This is a genomic window from Mixta hanseatica (genome assembly GCF_023517775.1).
Taxonomy (GTDB): Bacteria; Pseudomonadota; Gammaproteobacteria; order Enterobacterales; family Enterobacteriaceae; genus Mixta; species Mixta hanseatica.
The window spans coordinates 1,042,221-1,061,231 of the sequence record NZ_CP082904.1 but is presented as its reverse complement, the minus strand read 5'-3'; the positions used below and the strand labels follow the sequence as shown (position 1 = coordinate 1,061,231).

Below are 19,011 nucleotides of genomic sequence, written 5' to 3'. Positions count from 1 at the left end.
GGCTTATCGCCTGCGCCAGTGCGCCTGTGGGTCGAGTGGCAGCCCGTCCTCATCACACCCAATCACGTGACCGCGTTTCTCTTCGCGTTGCTTGGTGGAGTCGTGGTGCTGTTTACAGAGGGGTTGCCAGTTGCTCTTATCCCAGAAGAGTTTCTGCGCTTTCGCTATCTCTTCCTGAGTGCCGCCGTTCAGCGCTTCTTTCAGCCGGTGCGGCTTAATGTGATCCACGACAGTAGCCGGGACCGCTCTGTGTTGCCGGTGACACATGATGCAGAGAGGATGTGCTTTCAGAAATGACAGCCTGGCTTTGTCCCAGCGACTGTTATAGATACGTGGCTCGGACATGTTAGCTCCAATAAAAAAACCGCCCGGAGGCGGCTTAGCATGATTCAGAATTTATCTCCTGACTCAGGTGCTTTATGTGGATCGTCTTTACCTTCACCTTTTTCATCTGGATTAGGCGAGACTGGTTTAGGGTCATAGTCAGGGTGATCTCCTTCGACCGGACGCTCAGACATGAATCCTCCTTTTTTATGAGACACGTTACAAAGTGTAGGAGGTAGTTCAGGCGCACGTCCAGCAGCGGACAAAGAGCCGTTGTGAAATAGGCTCTCAATAACTCATTGATATTTTCGATAACGCAGTTTTGCGCCGCCCATTAACTGGCAATGTCCAGCGTCAACTGAAGCTGTTCGCGCCAGAATTCGACATTGGCCTCAATAGCTGGCTTATCCCATCGCCAGCGAGCCATCTCTCTTGCCCCGTTACTGGCTTTTGATTTCCGGTCATCGCGAATGCGGCAGGCTTGCTCAAACTTCTGTTGCTCAGTCAACTCTCCACGAAGCAGGCTATCAATATGCAAGTCGCACCAGACAGAGAATTTAGGATCGCACCATCGTGCAAAGGCAACCGAAAGCTTTGGATGCAGCCATGTACCACCACCTCTGTCCTTGCGTGCCTTACTGGTTTTTACATACCCGGAATCACGGGTATGTAGAATTTCAGATGGCGAACCTGAATAAACCTCATCCAAGGCTCTCACATATTCCAGCGTCTCTGCATTGGATAGCCAATGATCGAGCCGCTTACCGAAGCGAGCTGCAATATCGGTAGCGTTTATCCATCCGTCAGTATTAAAGCGGACAGCTTCGCCTTTGTAGTTCAATGGGACGATATTCATTGCGTCTTACCTTTTAGTGAATAAGCCTCGTTGCCCAGATAACCGCCCACAGAGAAGCCGCCGCTTATAACGGTTATCTCCGAGGCTGATTCCTGAAAGGCTCTGTGTTGTTAAATGCGCCGGGCATGGCGCGGGGATTTACCGCGGATACAAAAAAGCCCCGCATAGCGAGGCTGATGTTGCTCTGTTACTGATCGTGAATCTTCTTGGGGTTTGTCACTACTTACTGCACAGCTTGTCCCACAGGTCGTTATGGGTATTGATCGCCCTTACGGTGCGAATATCCATGACATCTGCGTCGTTGCCGTGGGTGTGAATGGGGCTAAAGAGTGTGCAACTGGAATCGACTGTGATGTATTCAGTCCGGGGCATTGTATTTTGAGCTGCGCATGCGCTCCCGAGCAGCGTCATCACTGAGAGAAGCGTTATCCTGCTGAACCTCTTTAGCGGTCTGGATGTTGTGGGATTCCACATCTGATTTAGCCTCTGCCTGACGTTGTACCCTCTCAGCTTCAGCCACATCAGCTTTTGCCTGAGTCTCAGTTTTTGCTACCTTCTTGCCACCGAAATAACTGGCGAGAACCGCAGCAACAACAGCCAGACCGGCCAGAATGTAATTCCAGCCGCCGGCGAACAGGTTAACGAGAGTATTCATGGCTGCGCGTCCAGTTGCTGCTTCTTCTCAACCAGGCGTTTCTGCCGGATGAACTGGGAAACGATACCCAGCGCAATCAGCAGATAGCTCACGTACTGCGCGATGTTTACCGGCAGCATGGACTTCAGGTCAGGCGGAAGCATGTTCCACACCGTAATGATCGCATCAGGTGCCGATGCCAGATAGACACCAAGCGCTGTACCGATGCCGCCAAGCCATACTGACCAGGCGCGAAACAGCAGCCTGGCATGGCTGACAAACTCGACTGATGTGTATTTGCGTATGAGTAGAGCAGCCACGATGACAGATGCCACGACGCCGATAAATATCAGGATGCTCATATCAGCCCCTTATACACATCGTAATCACCGGAGCGCATAACCGCAGCGTGGCGGCGGGCGCGGTTAGGCGTTTGCTTGGCCCATTTACTGTTAAGCATGCCATTAGCTGCTGCTTCGAAATCGCCATTGGAAATCATGACCAGCGTGTTTTTGAAGCCTGCCAGACCTGCAACGCCAAGCTGATACCCCATCGAGTAAAGAATGTCTGCCCGTGCCGGGTTGCATTGCTGTAAAGCAGCGTAAATGGCCGGGTTGGTGCGGCACTGGTTAATCGTGGAATCGACAAACTGCTGAAGCCACACATCGCCCACTTTGCGTGGAACCGTGAAGGTGTAGTTGCTCAGGCTGGCGCCCTTTGGCCCGATCTTGATGCCACACGCGACAGTCGGATAGCCTTCCGAGTCCACATATGGCTTCTCACGATAGCCTTCCTCGTACGAAAGTATCTGGATAATCTGGCTCACTTGCTTTCCTCCCTAACCGCTTCTTTCACTTCCGTAGCGGTTTGCTGAGGAAGCTGGTCAACCTTATGCTTAATCTCGTTAACCACTTTGTCTCGCTGCTCAGCCTTTTTCAGGTACTCAGCGCGGAACATGAAATAACCGGATGAAACGCCACCGAGATAGATGGCAAAGGATGTGAGGGCTACAACCGCGACCATCTGCCACGTTACAACCGTCTCACCTGCTCTGTTCTTAATCATCTTGGAACCCTCATGGATTCGCGAAGCTCGGCGATCTGGCTCACGAGGTTGATGTTCGATTGGGTAAGCTCCTTCACCTGCTCTTTGAGCAATGTGTTCTGCTCTTCCAGGTGCTTTTGGGAACTTTGAATTACCTTCAGGGTTGCCCTGGTCTCGGATATCTCCTGCCAGTATTGCCTGATGGTTTCGTCGCGCTGCTCTATCTCTTCACGGAGTTCTTTGTTCTCCGCCTTTGCGTTCTTCAGTTCTTCCATCTGGTACTGCAGCATGTTGACCCGGGCGCTGTCATTTGCGTTGCTGGCTTTATTGCTGGCCCAGTAGCGCAGGAATGCCATACCCCCGGCTAATGCTGTAGCTAGGGAGCTGCCAGCACCGATGAGGAAGTCGCTGTTTAAATCAATTGCCATAAGCCGTCTCCGGCGATGCCAGAGGTCTCCGGCTGATTGCTGTAAAGAAAATGCGCATCGACGAAAAGGGATCACGAGAAGTGTGGTAAGGGATTCGCCGTGCGCAAAAACGAAAAAAGGCCGCCAATGGCGACCTCTGAAATTGATACCCTGACGCAAAAGCGGTAACTACCTGATTCGTCAGTCACAGGGTTTTATATGTTGTTATTCACCACAACGGAAAGCCGCCTGTTTCACAACACGAGTACATCGCAATGCGATCCCACGTCAGGCAGCTTACCTGCTGTGCAGAAATAAAAAAGCCCCGACGGCTAGGTCAGGGCTTAGATTCTGTTGCTCAACGACTTCTGTCACGAGCATATCAGAAATGTACCAGGTGCTCGTCTCGTTTTCAAATTATTTTTGCATCTTTTTGCATTTAAGCTGCAATTTTGTGATTTATCCCATTCAGTTCGCGCATTATCGCGTGATATACGGATGCCTCAAGCAATTCCCGACACCATCTGATTCGCTTCCTGCTAGATTCAACATGAATGCCAGTCAGTCGAGAAAGCTCATACGCAATGTCTTGCGCGCATTTGCGCTCGCAGTAGTATTTAATGGCTACATGGCGAATCGGGTTATCAGGTGCGAATGTGCTACAGATGACAGATTCAACCAGGTCAGCATCTTCCTGCTCGTTGGCGCGGTCGAGAAGATTGCTTACTGAGTGCTGCGGGTTAATGAGCTGCTTCGCTTTGATGAACAGCTCATCTCCGCGATATCCCTGCTTATGAAGATTATTTACCACATCCATAATCCGCTCTGATTCCCTGTCGTTCCATTCTTTACGTATCATCAGGCGCCCTATCACGCTCGACTTTCCGCCATCTGGACCAACATTGCCACCGTACTTCTCGCCCCATACATCAAGCAGGCAACGCACCCATGCGGATTGCAAAGGGGTGATTAGCTTTACGGGCTTGAGATATCGCTTCTTCAGGTCGGATTTGCGCATAACCTGTGCTAACTGAGTCAGTGCTTCAGCGTGCATGCTTGGCCCCCATGATTTTCGCTGTGTTGCGCAATATGCGGTAATAGATTTCATACATGCCGCGCATTTTCATGATGCGAAGCTTCAGCCACTTCTCTTTGAGGTATTCGGTCATGCTTCCTCCAACTCAGTGATAACCACTTCCAGCCGTCCGCCCTTCACCACTTCGCAGCGAACCATGCGCACGTCATCAATCAGGCTGTCGTCAGCGATGACGCCTGCATGTGTGAGCGAGTCGAGAGGTGCTTTGAAGAGGTTGTCGAGGTCACGCCGGGCGCGTGTAGGTGGATATGCGAGGATTTTTACTTTCAGCCTTCCGGCCAGTTTGAATTGCTGATTTGCTTCGGTGATTTGCTGAGTTACTGCTGCGGTGTATTCCCTTCCCTTTTTGCTTTTTATCTTTCGCCCGCGAAATACTGAGAAGAGGTGGTTATTTCCGGGCGGCCAGGGCAACGATATCCGATACTGGTTCATATTTTTACAAGCCCCTCCTTCAGCCAGATTACCTGCGTCCTTAAAACACCCTCAGCATGCATCAGGGAAAGCTCTTCACGGCTGTAGCTGGTATTTACACGACCATCGACAATATCGTGACAGCAGTTGCAGGCAATCGCTCCAAGCAGGTCATGCGGTTTAATTCCGGTTCCACATGTGCCAGCCAGTCGAAGATGCGCAAGACATGATGTTTCAGGGTTGTGGTTGCAATAACCGGGAATCCGTATCTGGCACTCTCTTCCGCGAGCTTCTTTCCGCAAATTACTCATCATCGTCTCCTGCCATATATCCGTTCGGGTCTCTGAATATCGTGTAGAAAGCACAGCAGTCACTGCATACGAATGTCTCGTCTGGTGACAGCGGCAACCCGCAATCTGCGCAATGTGGTTCTACTGGTTCACTCATCGAGCCGTCCTCATACGATCCCATTTCGCTCGCAGCAGGACGCCTACGTAATCAAACGTGGTTATCTGGCTGGCGGTTGGAATTGGTTTCTTGCGGGAGGTGCGGCGGGTAGTGCGGAATATCAGGTTATCTAGACTTTTCTGTGTAATGCTCACTCTTTGCCGCATGTCTCGACCTCCGTTATCAACCTGTCGAGATACCAGCGCGCTTTCTTCAGGTCTTCCGCCGGTGCCAGCTTCTTTTCGTAGCGCCACAGGTATTTTTGGATATTGCCTTTCAGATATCCGCAAAAGGCTTCACTGTTCATGCTGGCTTTCATAGCGTCGATGCACTCGATGCCGCCTGTTGTGTAATGAGATGGGTGATTCACGTTGTCAGTCATTTCTGTCGGCTCTCCGTAAATCTCGCTCTGCTTTCCATGTAGCGCAGCTGGTCAGAGTTATAACCCACGCGCTCGCTGATTATCTGAAAGCTCAGACCTTGCTGCCGTAGCTGCTTAACGCGGCTGCATTCCTGCGGTGAATGTTTTGTGTATTTCATGACTCACTCCCGTTGTTATTTTCGCTCTGCCAGTAGCGGCTCAAAATCGAATCAGGAACGCGTAGTTTTATCTGGCGGCGATATGCCCAGCCCCGGACGTTTTTCACAGTCCGGTTCAGCTGACGGGCAATAACCTCAACCGGAACTTTCCCGGCAACGCGCCGGATGTATGCAACTTCATCTTTGCTGTAAGGTACTGGCGCTCTCATGCTGCTCTTCCGTAATAGTCGTTGCTGTACCGAACCTCACGCAGCTGTACGCCGTTGCCAACTGCCCAGGCTGTCGAATACTCAATGAGGCTCGCCATCCGTTTTATGCCCATTTTTGCCGTCGATTCCCTGATATTGCAGAATTCACCCTCCAGCCCGGGCACAACATCAGCACCCAGTCCGGTAGCTACCGCATGGCCTGATACAAACAGCATTTTCCACTGCACCGGCGTGCGCGTTTTCTCCAGCCAAATAGCCTGTTTTGCCACGTCTCCACAGAGCGCGTGAAACAGGGAGTTTTGCAGGAGAGAGCGGTCAAAATCGGTGATGCGTACTGTGAGGGGGTGGTGTTCGTCGAGGGGGAGTTTATTGATTGCGTCTATTAGGTTCCGGCGTATCTGTTCATTTCTGAGAAAGAATGTCTGTTTCTCCATCGCTCTGCTCCTGTTTGCTGCGGGCAAGCCAGCCACTCCAGAGCGCCTGCATATAGCCTCCGCCGTAGCCGTACCCTTTGTGCATTTTTACCCGATGAATTTCTTCTTTTCGCCAGTCCTTGCGGAACGTAAGAAACCAAGCTTCGAACTTATCCATTTCCTGCTCCCTTTCCAGCTCATCGTTGCTTGTCATGGTTTTTCCTTAACTTCGCGCCCACACCGTGGACAGTAGTTGAATTTATTAGCGAACCCGGGGTGCGGAACAGCAAAACGCTTAGTCTTCTCGTTCCAATGCTCTATCACTTTCTTAAAATCGGCGGATGCACCTTCCCAATCTCCATCGAAGATTGTTTTGGCCCCGATCATTCCAACCACACAGCGTTCGCATCCGTTACCCATCTCACTCTCCTTCCTGATGCTTGCCGGACGCCTTCTCTTGCTGTACAAGCACTGGCAGGACTATCTCTAATGCGACTTGTTCCTGCGGTTTAGCACTCAAGCTCATGCTCATATCCTTCTCGTTTAAGTTGACGAATATCCAGTGGGTCCAGTCCTGACAATGCGCTGCTGAAGTAGTAAGCCTTTTCCGCGCCGGGAACGTGACGAGACTTGGTGCAGATGATTTCAGTGACGCCTTTCATCTCAGTCTGCGGGTTGTACTTTTCGTCCTTGTAAACCATGAAAATCACATCTGCTTCCTGCTCGATTACACCTGATTCGCGCAGGTCGGCATTCACAGGCCGTTTATTGGCTCGCTGCTCAAGGTTTCGGTTAAGCTGGGCCAGAGCAATTACCGGGCACCGAAGTTCTTTAGCCAGGTTCTTCAGACCGGTGGCGATCTCCCCGACAGACTGGTTCATGTTCTCCGGATTGGTCATTTTCATCTTCTGCAGATAGTCCACGATAATCACGCCGAGACCGCCGGTCTGCTTATGCATACGCCGGGCCTCTGCACGAATCTGATGAACGCTCAGGGCTGTTTTATCGTTGATGTGAATCGGCGCCTGCTGGAATTCACACATTGCGTTACTCAGCTTGCCCCACGCTGCATCACAAACCGCTTTGTTCTCTTCGTTGAGAAGCTGCTCTTTGCTGATTCGGGCGCGATGATAGGCTATGCGCTGCGAGATTTGCTCGATGGGCATTTCAAGGCTAAAGAACAGAACTGGCTTTTTGCTATGCAGAGCCACGCACTCTGTAACAGTGGTGCTGAACATGGTTTTGCCCATGCCAGGCCTGCCACCAACTACGATGAAGTCAGTATTATTAAACCCACCAAAAGCGTCATCGATAGTTTGCATCCCCAGCTGCGTGCGGTGCTTCCAGATGTCACCGTTGATGATCGACTCAATCTCATTAATCGAGATGTTAATGCCGTCCATGATGTGCCGCGTTCCTGAATCCTGCTGCGTCTCTATCGCGCCAATTTCTGACTGAATGGTGCCGATAATATCCGCCAGTGGCTGCACTCCAGGCTGATTCAGCTTTGCCATCCCATTATTCAGGGCTGACGCAACACGGCGCCCGAGAGAAAGCTCTTTCAGTTTGCTGACATATGCCGGAAGGTTGCGCGCTGACGGAGTGTTTTTTGATACTTCCGCCAGGTATCCAAAGCCGCCTGCAATCTCAATTTCTCCAGTCTGCTCGAGGTCAGCGCTCAATGTCAGCAAGTCTATTTTCGAGCCTGATGCATGAAGCCGCTTTATCCCACGAATGGCAATCCGGTGAGCCGCACTGGTGAAATCATCTTCCTGCAGGTTCTCAATGGCATCCATTGCGCTATCCTGTAAATCCTCAACCAGCGTAGCTATCAGGAGGGAACCGATAACGCTTTGTTCTACATACATGTCTGCGAATTTAGTCATGCTGTTGCTCCCTGTGTTGCAGCCTTGTATTCACGACGCACCTGCTCGTAAACCTTTGCCCAGTTTTTGTTGTCGAGTATCCAGTCGAGCGTCAGCCAGTACTTTTCCTGAAGGCTGTCTGCCAGCGTGGATTTGCGGATCAGCTTGAAGATGGTGTCGATATGCTTAACCTCACGCCATGCGCCCTGATTGGTCTTGCCGTTCCAGATTCGCTCAAGCCCCTGATAAGCCGGGCGAGATTTGTTCCACTCATGAAGCTCAACTGCTCTTTCAGGAAACTTGCTATTCCAGAGGCTGACCAGTTGCTCATGCGGACAGGGCACCGGGTTGCGATCTGCTCCCTCTTCCCACTTCAGAGCGTCTGACAGATAACCATCGAACCGGGTCATCCGGCACAAGTTGTTTGTCGATGGCTTGTGCTTCCAGACCGATACTGCCCAGCGCGTTACCAGCTTGACCTCATCAACGCTGAAGCAAACGCCTTTAGCCTTGACCGTGGTAAGCGCTTTTTCAAAAGGCGCTGTTGCAGAGCAACGACTGGAAGTCAGTTCGTTGTAATAATCCAGACATTCCTGAGCAGACTCAGAAACGCCCCCTTGGGGGGTATGGGGGGTTTTATTATTGTCTTTGGTAAGACTGTTTAGGGTGTCGGGTGATTTCGCCCAACCTGAAACTCTTTTTTGCCCAACTTTTTGGGCGGAACCACCCAACTTTTTCTGGGTAGTTTTTACTGTCTTGAAAAGCTGCCATTCATCAAGCTTTACGTTAACGCTTACCAGCTTTAAACCGCCTGATTTTCTGAGGTTTATGATGCGTCGCTCAGCCAGAACTTTAAGGGCTGCCGCAACATCAGAATCATCGAGGTCGGTCACTTCCGCCAGATAGGTATTGGTTACCCGATCCTCTGACTTATTCCAGCCAAATGTGCAGTAGATAACCGCATCGAAAACCTGATGTTCGCGTCCTGCCATTTTGAGCTTTGGTTTGAGCTTGCTGATGCTGGTAGCGATGCGCATGTATCCATCATCAAGGCTCGCCACTTTACGCTCCACGGCCTCCGTAGAAGGCCTGTAATCGGATAAACGACTAACGACACTCATTTGCCCTTCTCCTTCGCTTTGTGGTCCTGCAGCATGCCTTTCAGCTTCTCAGCAACGACCGGATTGATAGAGCGGATGAAGTCGAGACGAGCAAGGTTTTTGTGGGATAAATGATTCCCAGCAGTGTGGTTTCTCATGTATAATTACCTCGTTGAATTGGTTCAAAATTCGATGGTTATTTGAGAAGCCTCAACTGTTCCAGCAGTTGGGGCTTTTTGCTTTGTGAGTAACCGCGCTACTTGCTTAGCCAGCACCGCTAACTCCTCGTCCTCTATGCCCCACTCCAGAACTGCCAGAAGCATCGACATGCGAGGTATCAGTGATTCCTTCCACCTGGAAATCTGCGATTTATCTATCCCTACCGCTTCCGCTACGTTGGTGACGCCACGGATTGCGATCTTGTTAAGTAATTTGCTTTCAATTGCGCGCGCTTTGTTGCGGGCTGTTGTCGTGTCCATCTTGGATAATTTCCGTATTGAATGAGTTGATATGTGAGCAAACCGTGGGGGTTCGCCACTTAATGATTCCCTGGTATTCCGAGGGAGGTCAGGTTATTAAAGAGCAATAAGGCAAACGGTCTTGCTTATGCAGCAGGGCGGTAGATAGTGCCCTGATACTTCAGAACGCCAGCGGTGACGATTTCCAATCGGTAGGCGTCTTTCTCAGGAATAACTTCCTTCCACTGAGATACAGCGGCATCGGTTAACCCTAATGCCCTGGCTACCGCGCGCTGTGTTCCGAAGTGGTCTATTACATCTTTCTTGTACATGGACTCGCTCCGAAATTAAAGAACACTTAAATTATCTATCTAAAGGAAACTTAAGTCAACCAGATTTAAGATGTCTTAACTATGAATATGCAAACGATCGGCGATCGCATACGTGCGAGACGCAAAGAGCTCAGGTTGACGCAAAAGGATTTAGCATCCAGAGTTGGTGTATCTCATGTCGCTATCTCTCAGTGGGAGAAGGACGAGACCGCACCACGGGGTGATAACCTGCTTCGCCTGTCGGACGCGCTGGGGTGCGCACCTTCTTACCTGCATAACGGAGATGGTTCCGAAAGCAACGTCGCCCCTGCAACGGTGGACTTCCGCGCAGTCCCTATCATCAGTTACGTACAGGCTGGATACTGGACGGCAGAATGCACCATTCGTTCTATAGAGGGAGATATAGAGTTTCTGCAAACTAATATGGACTTATCAGACTCAGCATTTACCTTGATTATCAAGGGCGACTCAATGAAGCCGGAGTTCCGTGAAGGGGATGCGGTGGTAATTGATCCAGAAGTGGCTCCGCTGCCAGGCGATTTCGTCGTGGCAAAAAACGGAGAAGAAGAAGCTCTGTTTAAAAAATACCGCCCAAGGGGAGTCATTGATGGTCAGGACGTTTTCGAGCTGGTTCCATTAAACGAAGACTACCCCACTATGCGATCTGACCAGGTGCCCATAAGGATAATCGGCACGATGGTTGAGCATCGAAGGTACAGAAAAAGAAGATCGTGATCACAAATCCAACCCGCCATTGTGCGGGTTTTTTATTATCCCCACCTTAAATACCCCCTTCCTAAGTTATTGATTCTCATCACTCACTTAAAATAATTAAAGTTTTCTTTAAAATCCTGCTTGACCATAAATTTAAGTTGTCTTAAATTAAATCCCATCAGCAGGACGCTGGCGCAGTACGAAACGGATATCAGCTCTTTAAAAATATGACCCTGTGAATACACAGGCCGAGGCGAGTGCTTCGGGTTGATGGAATGAAGAAGCTTGTTGGTTAGGTTGCGGCTCACCAAAGCGACGACTCATAAGTGGCCGCACCACACATCAACACCCAAGCACTCATTGAGGAATACCCATGAACAAGCAGCAATTTAAAGCAATGCGTAGTGAATACCGTCAGCGTGCAGGTCGTTATGCTCGCAACGGCTGGCGCAACCTTTTCAGTGACCTGCAGGAGGAAATGCCTCTGATGGTTAAGTGCCTGCCCAGTGATCGCCCGGTTTCAATCCGCGTCTGGCTGAAGCTGGACGATATGCGTCGTGCCAAAGAGGTGTCTGCATGAACAGAAATCAACGCCGTATGGCTGCTTACAACGCAAAGAAAGCAGCTGAAGCAATGAACGAGTCGCGCTTTGAGAAGAAGGTTGCTCGTGCGCTGTCTGGTTGCAGCTTAAACGTAGCCAAAGCAACCACCCTTCCTTCTCTTCGCGATCGGAATGAGGGCGGTGCTGTATGTCTGCCAGCTGTGGCTATCTACAGCGCGGGATTCCGCAAGGTTCGCAAAGAAGCAACACACATCATTAAGTGAGGTGAGCATGGCTATACACGCTAAAGCAACCGGGTGGATGATTGGTGGCCGGGTTATTGATGAGACGCCTACCAGCTGGATTTTCCATGCAATGGATGAAAAGCGCCCGAAAGTCATCGCCAAGAACGACCCGAAAAACAAAGTGTTCGACGGTGATACAGCATTAGACGACGCGCAGTCATGGCAAGAAGAAACGCGCAGTAGTCGTCGCGGACATCGCAAATCTAAAGACATCGTAACAGCTCGTTAAAAAAGGAAAACAAATGCGCGTAGATAAAGAAGTATTGAACGTCCTCAGCGCCTGTCAGTGTGAAGGTAATAATTTAATTCTCACCGGACAACTTGACCGAAACCTCTACACCCGCACTAACAAGGTGATTGAGGCGGCAGGCGGAAAATGGAATAGAAAGGCGAAAGCTCATGTGTTCGATATCGACGCATCCGATCGCATTGAGCAAATCATCCTTACCGGTGATGTCGTGGTTCCCAAAGATGATTTTGAGTTCTTCCCTACTCCGCCAGAAGTTGTCAGGCATGTAATTCATTTGGCAGATATTCGGGATGGCATGCGTGTTCTTGAGCCCAGTGCAGGGCAAGGAGCAATTGCTAAAGCCGCTCATAGCGCAGCAGCAGATGTGATGATTGATATGTATGAACTGATGCCAGCCAACAATGACGCGCTGCATGCGCTGAATTTGCGCCTGTCAGGTATTGGGAAACCAGTTGATTTCCTCACTGTTGAGCCCACTCCAGTCTATGACCGGGTTGTAATGAATCCTCCATTTAGTCGACAGGCTGATATCAAGCACGTAAATCATGCTCTTAAATTTTTGAAGCAGGACGGGCTGTTAGTATCAGTTATGGCGTCATCGGTGACGTTCCGCAGCAACAAATTAACAACCGATTTCCGCCAACTGATTGAAGATCGCGGCGGCAATATTCAAGAGCTGCCAGAAGGCGCATTTAAGTCATCGGGGACGATGGTTAATACGGTGATAGTCACCATTCCCGCATAGGTCGCCACGGCGGCCTTTTTTATTACCTGAATTCAGGCCAACAACGTAGAGAGTGAGGAAATTATGGGTTTCAAGTTAGGCGATGAAGTTTCATGGATTAGCCAGGCTGGCGGCCATGCGAAGAAGAAAATCGGCAATGTAGTTGAGGTTATCCCGGCAGGTGTAAGCGTGCATAAATCGAAATTCAAAATGGAACTGGATGCGAGCAGTACGCCCCGCAAGGAAGAGAGCTATGTAGTGTGCGTTGGCGTAAGCCCCAGCTCCAGAGCCAAGCCTAAATATTACTGGCCTCGCGTTTCAGCGCTCCAGTTACATAAAGACAGCTAGCCGCCACTGAGCGGCTTTTTTTACGCCCTATTTCAGGCCAACACCATGGTTACACGGAAAGAGAGTCTGGTGATTGTTTTAACAATAGTCGCGCTGATGGCGCTGGCGAAAGTGATGGAGAGGTGTTTATGAGTAAAGACGGCAAGGAAAAGAAAAAGGAGCCACCGGTTGCTGACGGAGGTAAAAACTGGCGCGTTGCGTGCGATATCTGTGGCCAGAAGCCTACGGTTCACCCTACCGGATTATGCGGACCATGCTGCTTCGGCGAGGCTGACACGGCTGGCGGTAACTGGTAACCACTGACAGGAGAAGAGGATGGAGTGGATTAAATACAGTGACCGAGTGCCGGAAGAAGGCCAGAGTTGCGTAATTTATACAACGGATGGCCAGTACATAACGGCAAGGTATGACGAGGAACAGGGTATTTTTTACGACCTTGATTGGTCTGACCCGTACCTTTACGCAATTGCATGGACTCCTTTAATGGAATGCCCCTACTGAGTAACACCGCAAGCCGTATTCACTGAGTGCGGCTGACGGTGCTACGCACCAACGCTTTAGAGACCTTCAATAACCAGACAGTATCAACCTTCGGGGCCGCAATGGCCCCTTTCTTTTTCCCATACCAAAGCGGCTTCATTCGAGGCCGATTCGTTATGAACCTAATTCAACCAAGGAAATCACCATGCAACTCGCTTTTGCAGGGCAGCCTGTTGCTGGCTGCGCTGAATCACTTCTCGAACTTATCACCCGCCGCCTGCGTACCGGCTGGCGCAACTTTTTCAGCTTAAACGGGAGCCACTTATGAACCAGTCATCAGCCGCACAGGCATACCAGAAACAACAGGCTGAACTGAAGCGCCAGCGCGAGGAAATGCGCGAAAAGGCAAAGGATTTCGACTTCATCAGCATGATGCTGCAAAAGCTTGGAGGTGTTAAGTCATGAACCCTTACGTTATTCAGGAGCGCTACAAAGACCAGATCGACGTAGCGGAGCAGATTGAAGCGCAGCGCGTATCCCGCATTGATGTTATCGCCGCCAACCTTGCGAATAAGTACCCGGAAGATGTGACTGGATTCGCCGACATGGGAAACATACCCCTTGAGCTTCGTATGTTCCTGCGCAGCGATAAAGCTCAGGACGAATATGCGGCGTTCGTTGACCGTCTTTCCCGGCTTCAGGCGGAGGAACACGACCAGTTAATTCAAATCGGCTTTATGGAGGCTTCGTGATGGAGCCCGGCGTTTACTTCGATATCAGTAACGAGGATTACCACGCCGGACCGGGGATCAGTAAATCGCAGCTGGATGACATTGCCATCAGCCCGGCGATATACCAATGGAGAAAGCACGCCCCGGTCGATGCAGAGAAGACTGCTGCGCTGGATTTAGGTACTGCTCTGCACTGTCTTTTGCTGGAGCCGGATGAGTTCAGCAAGCGCTTTGAGATTGCTCCGGAAGTTAACCGCAGGACGACTGCAGGTAAGGAGAAAGAAAAGGAGTTCATAGAAAGGTGTGAGGCGAAAGGAATCACGCCAATCGCCCACGAAGACAGCAGGAAGCTGCACCTGATGCGTGACAGTGCAATGGCTCACCCGATAGCCAGGTGGATGCTTGAGGCGCAAGGGAGGGCTGAGGCCAGTATCTACTGGAATGACCGTGACATAGGCGTTTTATCACGATGCAGGCCGGACAAGATGATAACGGAATTCAACTGGTGCGTGGACGTGAAAAGCACAGCTGACATCATCAAATTCCAGAAAGACTTTTACTCATATCGCTACCACGTTCAGGACGCCTTCTACTCAGACGGCTATGAATCGCATTTCAATGAACCTCCTACATTCGCGTTCCTTGCTGTAAGCACCTCAATTGATTGCGGTCGCTACCCGGTGCAGGTGTTCATCATGGACCAGCAGGCAAAGGATGCCGGGCGGGCTGAGTACAAACGCAATTTATCCACTTTCGCAGAATGCCTGTCACGGAATGAATGGCCGGGCATCGCAACCCTATCACTGCCCTTTTGGGCGAAGGAGTTAAGGAATGAGTAACCAGCCACCTATCGCCAGCGCTGACCTGCAGAAGACGCAGCAGAGCAAGCAGGTTGCCAACAAAACGCCAGAGCAGACACTTGTTGCTTTCATGAATCAGCCCGCCATGAAAAGCCAGTTGGCGGCGGCCTTGCCACGGCACATGACAGCGGACCGTATGATTCGCATTGTTACTACAGAAATAAGGAAAAATCCAGAGCTTGCGGGATGTAATCAGCAGAGCTTTGTTGGGTCCGTTGTTCAGTGTTCTCAACTGGGTCTGGAGCCGGGCAGCGCACTGGGGCACGCATATTTACTGCCATTTAAGAAGCGCGAAAAAGACCGCCAGACCGGTCAGTGGCGCGATGCTGGCATGGATGTCCAGCTCATTATCGGCTACCGGGGCATGATAGACCTTGCCCGCCGTTCAGGACAAATCGTCAGCCTGTCCGCTCGCGTCGTTCGTGCAGATGATGAATTCAGTTTCGAGTACGGGCTTGAGGAAAATCTCGTGCATCGCCCCGGTGAAAACGAAGACGCCCCCATCACTCACGTATACGCCGTGGCGCGACTCAAGGATGGTGGTACCCAGTTTGAAGTCATGACTGTGAAGCAGGTCGAAAAGGTTAAAGCGCAGAGCAAAGCCTCAGGAAATGGCCCGTGGGTTACGCACTGGGAAGAAATGGCAAAGAAAACCGTCATTCGCCGCCTGTTCAAATACCTGCCGGTCAGCATCGAAATGCAAAAGGCCGTTGTTCTCGATGAGAAAGCAGAGAGCGACATTGACCAGGATAACGCCTCAGTTCTGAGTGCGGAATACAGCGTTCTGGAGAATGGAGATGAAGCAGCCAACTGACGCAATCCGGGCCGGGCGCATAGCCCTGCCCTACAGCCGCAAGGAACGCGGCTGGGTTACTCCAACCGGGAAAGTTATCCGCAATCCTCTCCGGGCTCAGCGAGCGGCAGAGCTAATCAACGACCGCCTCCCTCCTTCATACAGGTGATTTATGCGCAAACACAGACGCAGGCTAAAAACGGAAGCAGGCCGGTTACGCGATGGATGGCTTATTGAGCTTGAGGATGGGCTGGCAGTGCAGGTTACGGACGTCAGACACCTTGCTGGCAGGGTTCTATTCAAAACTGGCGGCACTCCGTGGTCGCTTGAGCATGACGACATCGTTTATCGGGTTATCGATATGGAATTAGTGGAAGGAGTGGGGAAATGAGCCGAAATACTACAGATATTGCCAATGAGTTACTGGCGGAGAATGCAGCGCTAAAAGCGCAGATAGCAGTGCTGAGTGCGAAGCTGGCAGCGGCTCGTGGAGTCAAAAAAATTTGGCAAGACAGGGCTTGGACGGCAGAGGAGAAGCTGGCGAAGCGGGAGCCTGTTGCCGAACTGCAAAATAATAACGGTCGCGTCACTGTTAACTGTCTCGCAGAAATCCCGCTGGGGGTGACGAGCGTTTATTTGCGAGCCGCACCGCCAGCGCCGGTTAAGTTGCCAGCATACGATAGGCCAAAGCGCGTCGGTATCACCTGGGATGATGGTTACAATAACGGCGTGCATGAGTGCGCAGAAGCGTTAAGGGCGCAGGGCGTGGAGGTGGCAGATGAATAATCAGGAATTGATTGCGTTTGCTGAATTAGCAATACGCCAAGCATATGAATGCCAGGACGACATGCCTTTCGGGTTGAGTGAAGAGGAGCAGGCAGAGGTTAGGCTATTTGAAATCGCCGTGGCGGCATTAACCGCTGATCCTGTGGAGGATGACCGCGAAACGGTACGCGCTGACCATGCTGAATGGTCACAAACGACGTTTGGCAACGTGGGCCCAGTTGGGCCACTTAAACACTTGGCTAAAGAGGCTGAGGAGGCCGCAGATATACCAGGCGACCTATCCGAATGGGCTGATATGCAGTTTCTACTATGGGATGCGCAGCGCCGCGCCGGTATCACTGACGAGCAGATCACCCGCGCCATGATCGAAAAACTGGCGGTGAACAAAGCGCGAGACTGGCCGGAACCGAAAGACGGCGAACCGCGCATGCATATCAAGGCGGAGAACGACAACACCGCGCAGCAGTATGAGGCGCTGGCAGGATTTGACCCGGCAGGCGGCCCGGAGAAAACAGCAATTGTGCATCACGTTGCGCCTCCTGGCTGGCAACTGGTGCCGGTCGAGCCGACAGAGGAAATGGTTGCGGCATGGCGAAAAGACATGAACCAGTCCTATGCGGGAGAGTTTTCTGAGAAAATCGGCGAGGATGAAGTTGTTTTTGCATACCAAGCCATGCTCGAAGCGGCACCGAAACCGGAGGTATAAATGCTAACCGGCTTCATCCTCCTCATTACCTCTCACTCTCATGCCCTACCCGTTACTGAAACCATCTACCAAACCAAAGCAGAATGCGAAGCCATCAGGGTCAGGCTGAATGAGCGGCGTCCAATGGCTCAGCTTGTGTGTGGTGAGGTTCACGGTGCTCCTGCGGACTTTACAATTCGATGAGCCCTTTAAGCCATACTCGGTGATATAAATATATCTCTAGTAACGGGAGGCATATATGACTTGTGAGGTTTGTGATAAACAGCCGCGAGGCAGAAGATCATCACCATTACCATGTATGACAACTGATAAAAGCAATAAGCCTGTAAGTGCCAGGTTTCACGGGCGTGGCACTGATGACTCTTACTACATATGCAGGGAGTGCGGGCATGAATGGATGCATGAAGGAGGTAGGGACGGTTATGGGTGGATTCCATGAGATTACATTATATCACGGCATTCAGCATTACAGGCAGGTGGAGCAGCAGCTGCCTAAAGGTACTGACCCAGTTTATTTGAAGCAGGAGGTAGCAAAATGAGTGAAGTAAATTTCACATGGTTTGTTCGGTTTACATTCACAAAGAATGAAGTTGAAAAAACTGAAACGGCATTAGCTTCAGGTGATGATGCAAGTAAAGTTTTAAATGCAGTTATTCAAAATCTTACTGAACAGCATGGAATAGACCGCGCAGACATAGATATTTTAGCTTTCAACAGAGTTTAACAATCCATGTAGGTACGGAGGTCGCTTAGGCGGCCTTTTTTGTTGGCAAATTTCGGAGAAACAACATGAATTTTTCTGACCCGATTGATGAAGCAGCAGAACGCGAGCAGCAGATGATTGAGATTGCCTTGGCTAACCGGCCTAAGCCGAACATGGTTTACACCGGTGAATGCCACTGGTGCGAGGAGCCGATCGACAAGGGTCACTACTGTGACGCTGAGTGCAGGGAAGACCATGAAAAATACTTGCGGGCGCAGAGCCAGAGGAGAGTGGCATGAGCAATATATATGCAGACTGGCGCATCACTCTCTATACCGAATGCCCTGAGTGCAAAGAGTATTTCGATTTAATCGATCAGGATGACGACTTTTGGGCTGATGGCGGAAGAGCTGAGGCTTGCGAGCACGATACCCCTAGAACCACCAACGTAGATGTTGAATGCCCCGCCTGCGAACACAAATTTAAAGTCGATTTCTGCTACTAACCCCCACCCACCCTATTCACTATCGCGCTATGCGTGAGGAGTTGTTATGTCCGTAATGAACTATGACCCAAATCTTGTCTGCTCAGGCCGAATGGCAAAACAGAAAGTTAAGTTAATCTTCGGTCAGTGGGATTACCGAGCGGAAGGTGTTGGCGAAGTCCGTGGAAACTGCAAAGGGCTCACCGTCATAGAGTCGGCAATATCCAGCGCCTACGATCAACTGCCTACCATGCACTCATACGAACTCAAATATATAAACCTCAAGAACAGCAAAGGGGACGTCCTTGAATGCTGCGATGATGGTGACGAGGGTGAGGACTGGCTGGCAAACATGCTTATTTCTGCCGAAATCATCTCTATTGAGCCAGAGTTATGATCACCCCACTCCACCTTCTCATCACAATCATTGCGATCATCATCGCCAGAGCA

At 50.8% G+C, this 19,011-nt stretch carries 40 protein-coding genes and 1 pseudogene; 19 read left to right on the top strand and 22 right to left on the bottom strand.

The features are described 5' to 3' along the window. Nucleotides 1–3 precede the first annotated feature (3 nt). The 22 genes from K6958_RS05065 to K6958_RS04970 form a co-directional block, all read right to left on the bottom strand. Complete coding sequence (locus K6958_RS05065; RefSeq protein WP_249893636.1) at nt 4–345, bottom strand: HNH endonuclease; 342 nt, start codon at nt 343–345, stop codon at nt 4–6. Between the two features lie 44 nt (nt 346–389). After that, entirely contained in the window at nt 390–518 is a 129-nt protein-coding gene (locus tag K6958_RS21125; RefSeq protein WP_255729652.1) for a hypothetical protein, read from the bottom strand. 140 nt (nt 519–658) lie between these two features. Continuing rightward, on the bottom strand, nt 659–1,180 hold the full coding sequence (locus tag K6958_RS05060; protein WP_249893635.1) for a KilA-N domain-containing protein: 522 nt from the start codon (nt 1,178–1,180) through the stop codon (nt 659–661). A 358-nt stretch (nt 1,181–1,538) separates the two neighbouring features. Beyond that, nucleotides 1,539–1,835 (bottom strand): hypothetical protein, encoded by a 297-nt coding sequence (locus K6958_RS05055; RefSeq protein ID WP_249893634.1) that lies wholly within the window; start codon nt 1,833–1,835, stop codon nt 1,539–1,541. Then, complete coding sequence (locus K6958_RS05050) at nt 1,832–2,176, bottom strand: DUF7940 domain-containing protein (protein WP_249893633.1); 345 nt, start codon at nt 2,174–2,176, stop codon at nt 1,832–1,834. Before K6958_RS05050 ends, K6958_RS05055 begins: the two co-directional genes overlap by 4 nt. Then, nucleotides 2,173–2,640 carry a glycoside hydrolase family protein gene (locus K6958_RS05045; protein WP_249893632.1) on the bottom strand — a complete coding sequence of 156 codons (468 nt, stop codon included), beginning with the start codon at nt 2,638–2,640 and terminating at the stop codon, nt 2,173–2,175. The genes K6958_RS05050 and K6958_RS05045 overlap by 4 nt, the downstream gene beginning before the upstream one ends. Then, the gene (locus K6958_RS05040; RefSeq protein ID WP_249893631.1) at nt 2,637–2,879 is read right to left on the bottom strand and encodes a hypothetical protein; all 243 of its coding nucleotides are present in this window, start codon (nt 2,877–2,879) and stop codon (nt 2,637–2,639) included. The genes K6958_RS05045 and K6958_RS05040 overlap by 4 nt, the downstream gene beginning before the upstream one ends. Beyond that, the gene (locus K6958_RS05035) at nt 2,876–3,286 is read right to left on the bottom strand and encodes a hypothetical protein (protein WP_249893630.1); all 411 of its coding nucleotides are present in this window, start codon (nt 3,284–3,286) and stop codon (nt 2,876–2,878) included. Before K6958_RS05035 ends, K6958_RS05040 begins: the two co-directional genes overlap by 4 nt. 418 nt (nt 3,287–3,704) lie before the next feature. Next, entirely contained in the window at nt 3,705–4,319 is a 615-nt protein-coding gene (locus K6958_RS05030) for a hypothetical protein (protein ID WP_249893629.1), read from the bottom strand. Next, nucleotides 4,309–4,434, bottom strand: coding sequence for a YlcG family protein (locus tag K6958_RS05025; protein WP_249893628.1), 126 nt, complete (start codon nt 4,432–4,434; stop codon nt 4,309–4,311). The genes K6958_RS05030 and K6958_RS05025 overlap by 11 nt, the downstream gene beginning before the upstream one ends. Beyond that, nucleotides 4,431–4,793 (bottom strand): RusA family crossover junction endodeoxyribonuclease, encoded by a 363-nt coding sequence (locus tag K6958_RS05020; protein WP_249893627.1) that lies wholly within the window; start codon nt 4,791–4,793, stop codon nt 4,431–4,433. Before K6958_RS05020 ends, K6958_RS05025 begins: the two co-directional genes overlap by 4 nt. Continuing rightward, the gene (locus K6958_RS05015; RefSeq protein WP_249894601.1) at nt 4,790–5,083 is read right to left on the bottom strand and encodes a DUF1364 domain-containing protein; all 294 of its coding nucleotides are present in this window, start codon (nt 5,081–5,083) and stop codon (nt 4,790–4,792) included. Before K6958_RS05015 ends, K6958_RS05020 begins: the two co-directional genes overlap by 4 nt. Further along, on the bottom strand, nt 5,076–5,219 hold the full coding sequence (locus tag K6958_RS21225; RefSeq protein ID WP_350355803.1) for a protein NinF: 144 nt from the start codon (nt 5,217–5,219) through the stop codon (nt 5,076–5,078). The genes K6958_RS05015 and K6958_RS21225 overlap by 8 nt, the downstream gene beginning before the upstream one ends. Beyond that, on the bottom strand, nt 5,216–5,386 hold the full coding sequence (locus K6958_RS05010; RefSeq protein ID WP_249893626.1) for a NinE family protein: 171 nt from the start codon (nt 5,384–5,386) through the stop codon (nt 5,216–5,218). Before K6958_RS05010 ends, K6958_RS21225 begins: the two co-directional genes overlap by 4 nt. Further along, on the bottom strand, nt 5,371–5,601 hold the full coding sequence (locus tag K6958_RS05005) for a DUF3310 domain-containing protein (protein ID WP_249893625.1): 231 nt from the start codon (nt 5,599–5,601) through the stop codon (nt 5,371–5,373). Before K6958_RS05005 ends, K6958_RS05010 begins: the two co-directional genes overlap by 16 nt. Before the next feature lie 363 nt (nt 5,602–5,964). Next, entirely contained in the window at nt 5,965–6,402 is a 438-nt protein-coding gene (locus K6958_RS05000; RefSeq protein ID WP_249893624.1) for a recombination protein NinB, read from the bottom strand. Beyond that, complete coding sequence (locus K6958_RS04995) at nt 6,371–6,595, bottom strand: hypothetical protein (RefSeq protein WP_249893623.1); 225 nt, start codon at nt 6,593–6,595, stop codon at nt 6,371–6,373. The genes K6958_RS05000 and K6958_RS04995 overlap by 32 nt, the downstream gene beginning before the upstream one ends. Before the next feature lie 295 nt (nt 6,596–6,890). Beyond that, on the bottom strand, nt 6,891–8,267 hold the full coding sequence (locus K6958_RS04990; protein WP_249893622.1) for a replicative DNA helicase: 1,377 nt from the start codon (nt 8,265–8,267) through the stop codon (nt 6,891–6,893). Then, entirely contained in the window at nt 8,264–9,367 is a 1,104-nt protein-coding gene (locus K6958_RS04985) for a replication protein (protein WP_249893621.1), read from the bottom strand. The genes K6958_RS04990 and K6958_RS04985 overlap by 4 nt, the downstream gene beginning before the upstream one ends. Continuing rightward, nucleotides 9,364–9,504: a hypothetical protein gene (locus K6958_RS04980; protein ID WP_249893620.1), complete on the bottom strand. Its 141-nt coding sequence runs from the start codon at nt 9,502–9,504 to the stop codon at nt 9,364–9,366. Before K6958_RS04980 ends, K6958_RS04985 begins: the two co-directional genes overlap by 4 nt. Nucleotides 9,505–9,528: 24 nt before the next feature. Continuing rightward, entirely contained in the window at nt 9,529–9,825 is a 297-nt protein-coding gene (locus tag K6958_RS04975; protein ID WP_249893619.1) for a CII family transcriptional regulator, read from the bottom strand. Between the two features lie 125 nt (nt 9,826–9,950). Further along, the gene (locus K6958_RS04970) at nt 9,951–10,136 is read right to left on the bottom strand and encodes a Cro/CI family transcriptional regulator (protein ID WP_249893618.1); all 186 of its coding nucleotides are present in this window, start codon (nt 10,134–10,136) and stop codon (nt 9,951–9,953) included. A gap of 81 nt (nt 10,137–10,217) precedes the next feature. Between K6958_RS04970 and K6958_RS04965 the strand changes: the two genes are divergently transcribed. The 19 genes and pseudogenes from K6958_RS04965 (at nt 10,218) to K6958_RS04875 (ending at nt 18,958) form a co-directional block, all read left to right on the top strand. Next, on the top strand, nt 10,218–10,871 hold the full coding sequence (locus K6958_RS04965) for a LexA family protein (RefSeq protein WP_249893617.1): 654 nt from the start codon (nt 10,218–10,220) through the stop codon (nt 10,869–10,871). Between the two features lie 352 nt (nt 10,872–11,223). Further along, nucleotides 11,224–11,430: a hypothetical protein gene (locus tag K6958_RS04960; protein WP_249893616.1), complete on the top strand. Its 207-nt coding sequence runs from the start codon at nt 11,224–11,226 to the stop codon at nt 11,428–11,430. Further along, complete coding sequence (locus tag K6958_RS04955) at nt 11,427–11,675, top strand: transcriptional antitermination N peptide (protein WP_249893615.1); 249 nt, start codon at nt 11,427–11,429, stop codon at nt 11,673–11,675. The genes K6958_RS04960 and K6958_RS04955 overlap by 4 nt, the downstream gene beginning before the upstream one ends. Before the next feature lie 7 nt (nt 11,676–11,682). Beyond that, nucleotides 11,683–11,925, top strand: coding sequence for a hypothetical protein (locus K6958_RS04950; protein ID WP_249893614.1), 243 nt, complete (start codon nt 11,683–11,685; stop codon nt 11,923–11,925). Nucleotides 11,926–11,938: 13 nt separating this feature from the next. After that, the gene (locus tag K6958_RS04945) at nt 11,939–12,691 is read left to right on the top strand and encodes a methyltransferase (protein WP_249893613.1); all 753 of its coding nucleotides are present in this window, start codon (nt 11,939–11,941) and stop codon (nt 12,689–12,691) included. 63 nt (nt 12,692–12,754) lie between these two features. Further along, the gene (locus tag K6958_RS04940; protein ID WP_249893612.1) at nt 12,755–13,018 is read left to right on the top strand and encodes a hypothetical protein; all 264 of its coding nucleotides are present in this window, start codon (nt 12,755–12,757) and stop codon (nt 13,016–13,018) included. Between the two features lie 315 nt (nt 13,019–13,333). Beyond that, nucleotides 13,334–13,519 carry a DUF551 domain-containing protein gene (locus tag K6958_RS21220; protein ID WP_350355802.1) on the top strand — a complete coding sequence of 62 codons (186 nt, stop codon included), beginning with the start codon at nt 13,334–13,336 and terminating at the stop codon, nt 13,517–13,519. Nucleotides 13,520–13,703: 184 nt separating this feature from the next. Then, the gene (locus K6958_RS04935; RefSeq protein ID WP_249893611.1) at nt 13,704–13,826 is read left to right on the top strand and encodes a protease FtsH-inhibitory lysogeny factor CIII; all 123 of its coding nucleotides are present in this window, start codon (nt 13,704–13,706) and stop codon (nt 13,824–13,826) included. Then, nucleotides 13,823–13,963, top strand: coding sequence for a hypothetical protein (locus K6958_RS04930; RefSeq protein WP_249893610.1), 141 nt, complete (start codon nt 13,823–13,825; stop codon nt 13,961–13,963). The genes K6958_RS04935 and K6958_RS04930 overlap by 4 nt, the downstream gene beginning before the upstream one ends. Further along, nucleotides 13,960–14,250: a hypothetical protein gene (locus tag K6958_RS04925; RefSeq protein WP_249893609.1), complete on the top strand. Its 291-nt coding sequence runs from the start codon at nt 13,960–13,962 to the stop codon at nt 14,248–14,250. The genes K6958_RS04930 and K6958_RS04925 overlap by 4 nt, the downstream gene beginning before the upstream one ends. Beyond that, nucleotides 14,250–15,068, top strand: coding sequence for a PD-(D/E)XK nuclease-like domain-containing protein (locus K6958_RS04920; protein ID WP_249893608.1), 819 nt, complete (start codon nt 14,250–14,252; stop codon nt 15,066–15,068). The genes K6958_RS04925 and K6958_RS04920 overlap by 1 nt, the downstream gene beginning before the upstream one ends. Further along, nucleotides 15,061–15,903 carry a recombination protein RecT gene (gene recT / locus K6958_RS04915; protein ID WP_249893607.1) on the top strand — a complete coding sequence of 281 codons (843 nt, stop codon included), beginning with the start codon at nt 15,061–15,063 and terminating at the stop codon, nt 15,901–15,903. The genes K6958_RS04920 and recT overlap by 8 nt, the downstream gene beginning before the upstream one ends. Then, complete coding sequence (locus K6958_RS04910; protein ID WP_249893606.1) at nt 15,881–16,051, top strand: DUF1317 family protein; 171 nt, start codon at nt 15,881–15,883, stop codon at nt 16,049–16,051. Before recT ends, K6958_RS04910 begins: the two co-directional genes overlap by 23 nt. Before the next feature lie 218 nt (nt 16,052–16,269). Then, the gene (locus K6958_RS04905; protein ID WP_249893605.1) at nt 16,270–16,668 is read left to right on the top strand and encodes a hypothetical protein; all 399 of its coding nucleotides are present in this window, start codon (nt 16,270–16,272) and stop codon (nt 16,666–16,668) included. 61 nt (nt 16,669–16,729) lie between these two features. After that, nucleotides 16,730–17,113: pseudogene (locus tag K6958_RS04900) on the top strand (dATP/dGTP pyrophosphohydrolase domain-containing protein); the annotation flags it as partial. A 796-nt stretch (nt 17,114–17,909) separates the two neighbouring features. Next, on the top strand, nt 17,910–18,098 hold the full coding sequence (locus tag K6958_RS04890; RefSeq protein ID WP_249893603.1) for a hypothetical protein: 189 nt from the start codon (nt 17,910–17,912) through the stop codon (nt 18,096–18,098). A 65-nt stretch (nt 18,099–18,163) separates the two neighbouring features. Then, nucleotides 18,164–18,376, top strand: a complete 213-nt coding sequence (locus tag K6958_RS04885; RefSeq protein ID WP_249893602.1) for a hypothetical protein — start codon at nt 18,164–18,166, stop codon at nt 18,374–18,376. After that, nucleotides 18,373–18,582, top strand: coding sequence for a hypothetical protein (locus K6958_RS04880; protein ID WP_249893601.1), 210 nt, complete (start codon nt 18,373–18,375; stop codon nt 18,580–18,582). Before K6958_RS04885 ends, K6958_RS04880 begins: the two co-directional genes overlap by 4 nt. A 46-nt stretch (nt 18,583–18,628) precedes the next feature. Then, entirely contained in the window at nt 18,629–18,958 is a 330-nt protein-coding gene (locus K6958_RS04875) for a DUF5406 family protein (protein WP_249893600.1), read from the top strand. Nucleotides 18,959–19,011: the final 53 nt, after the last annotated feature.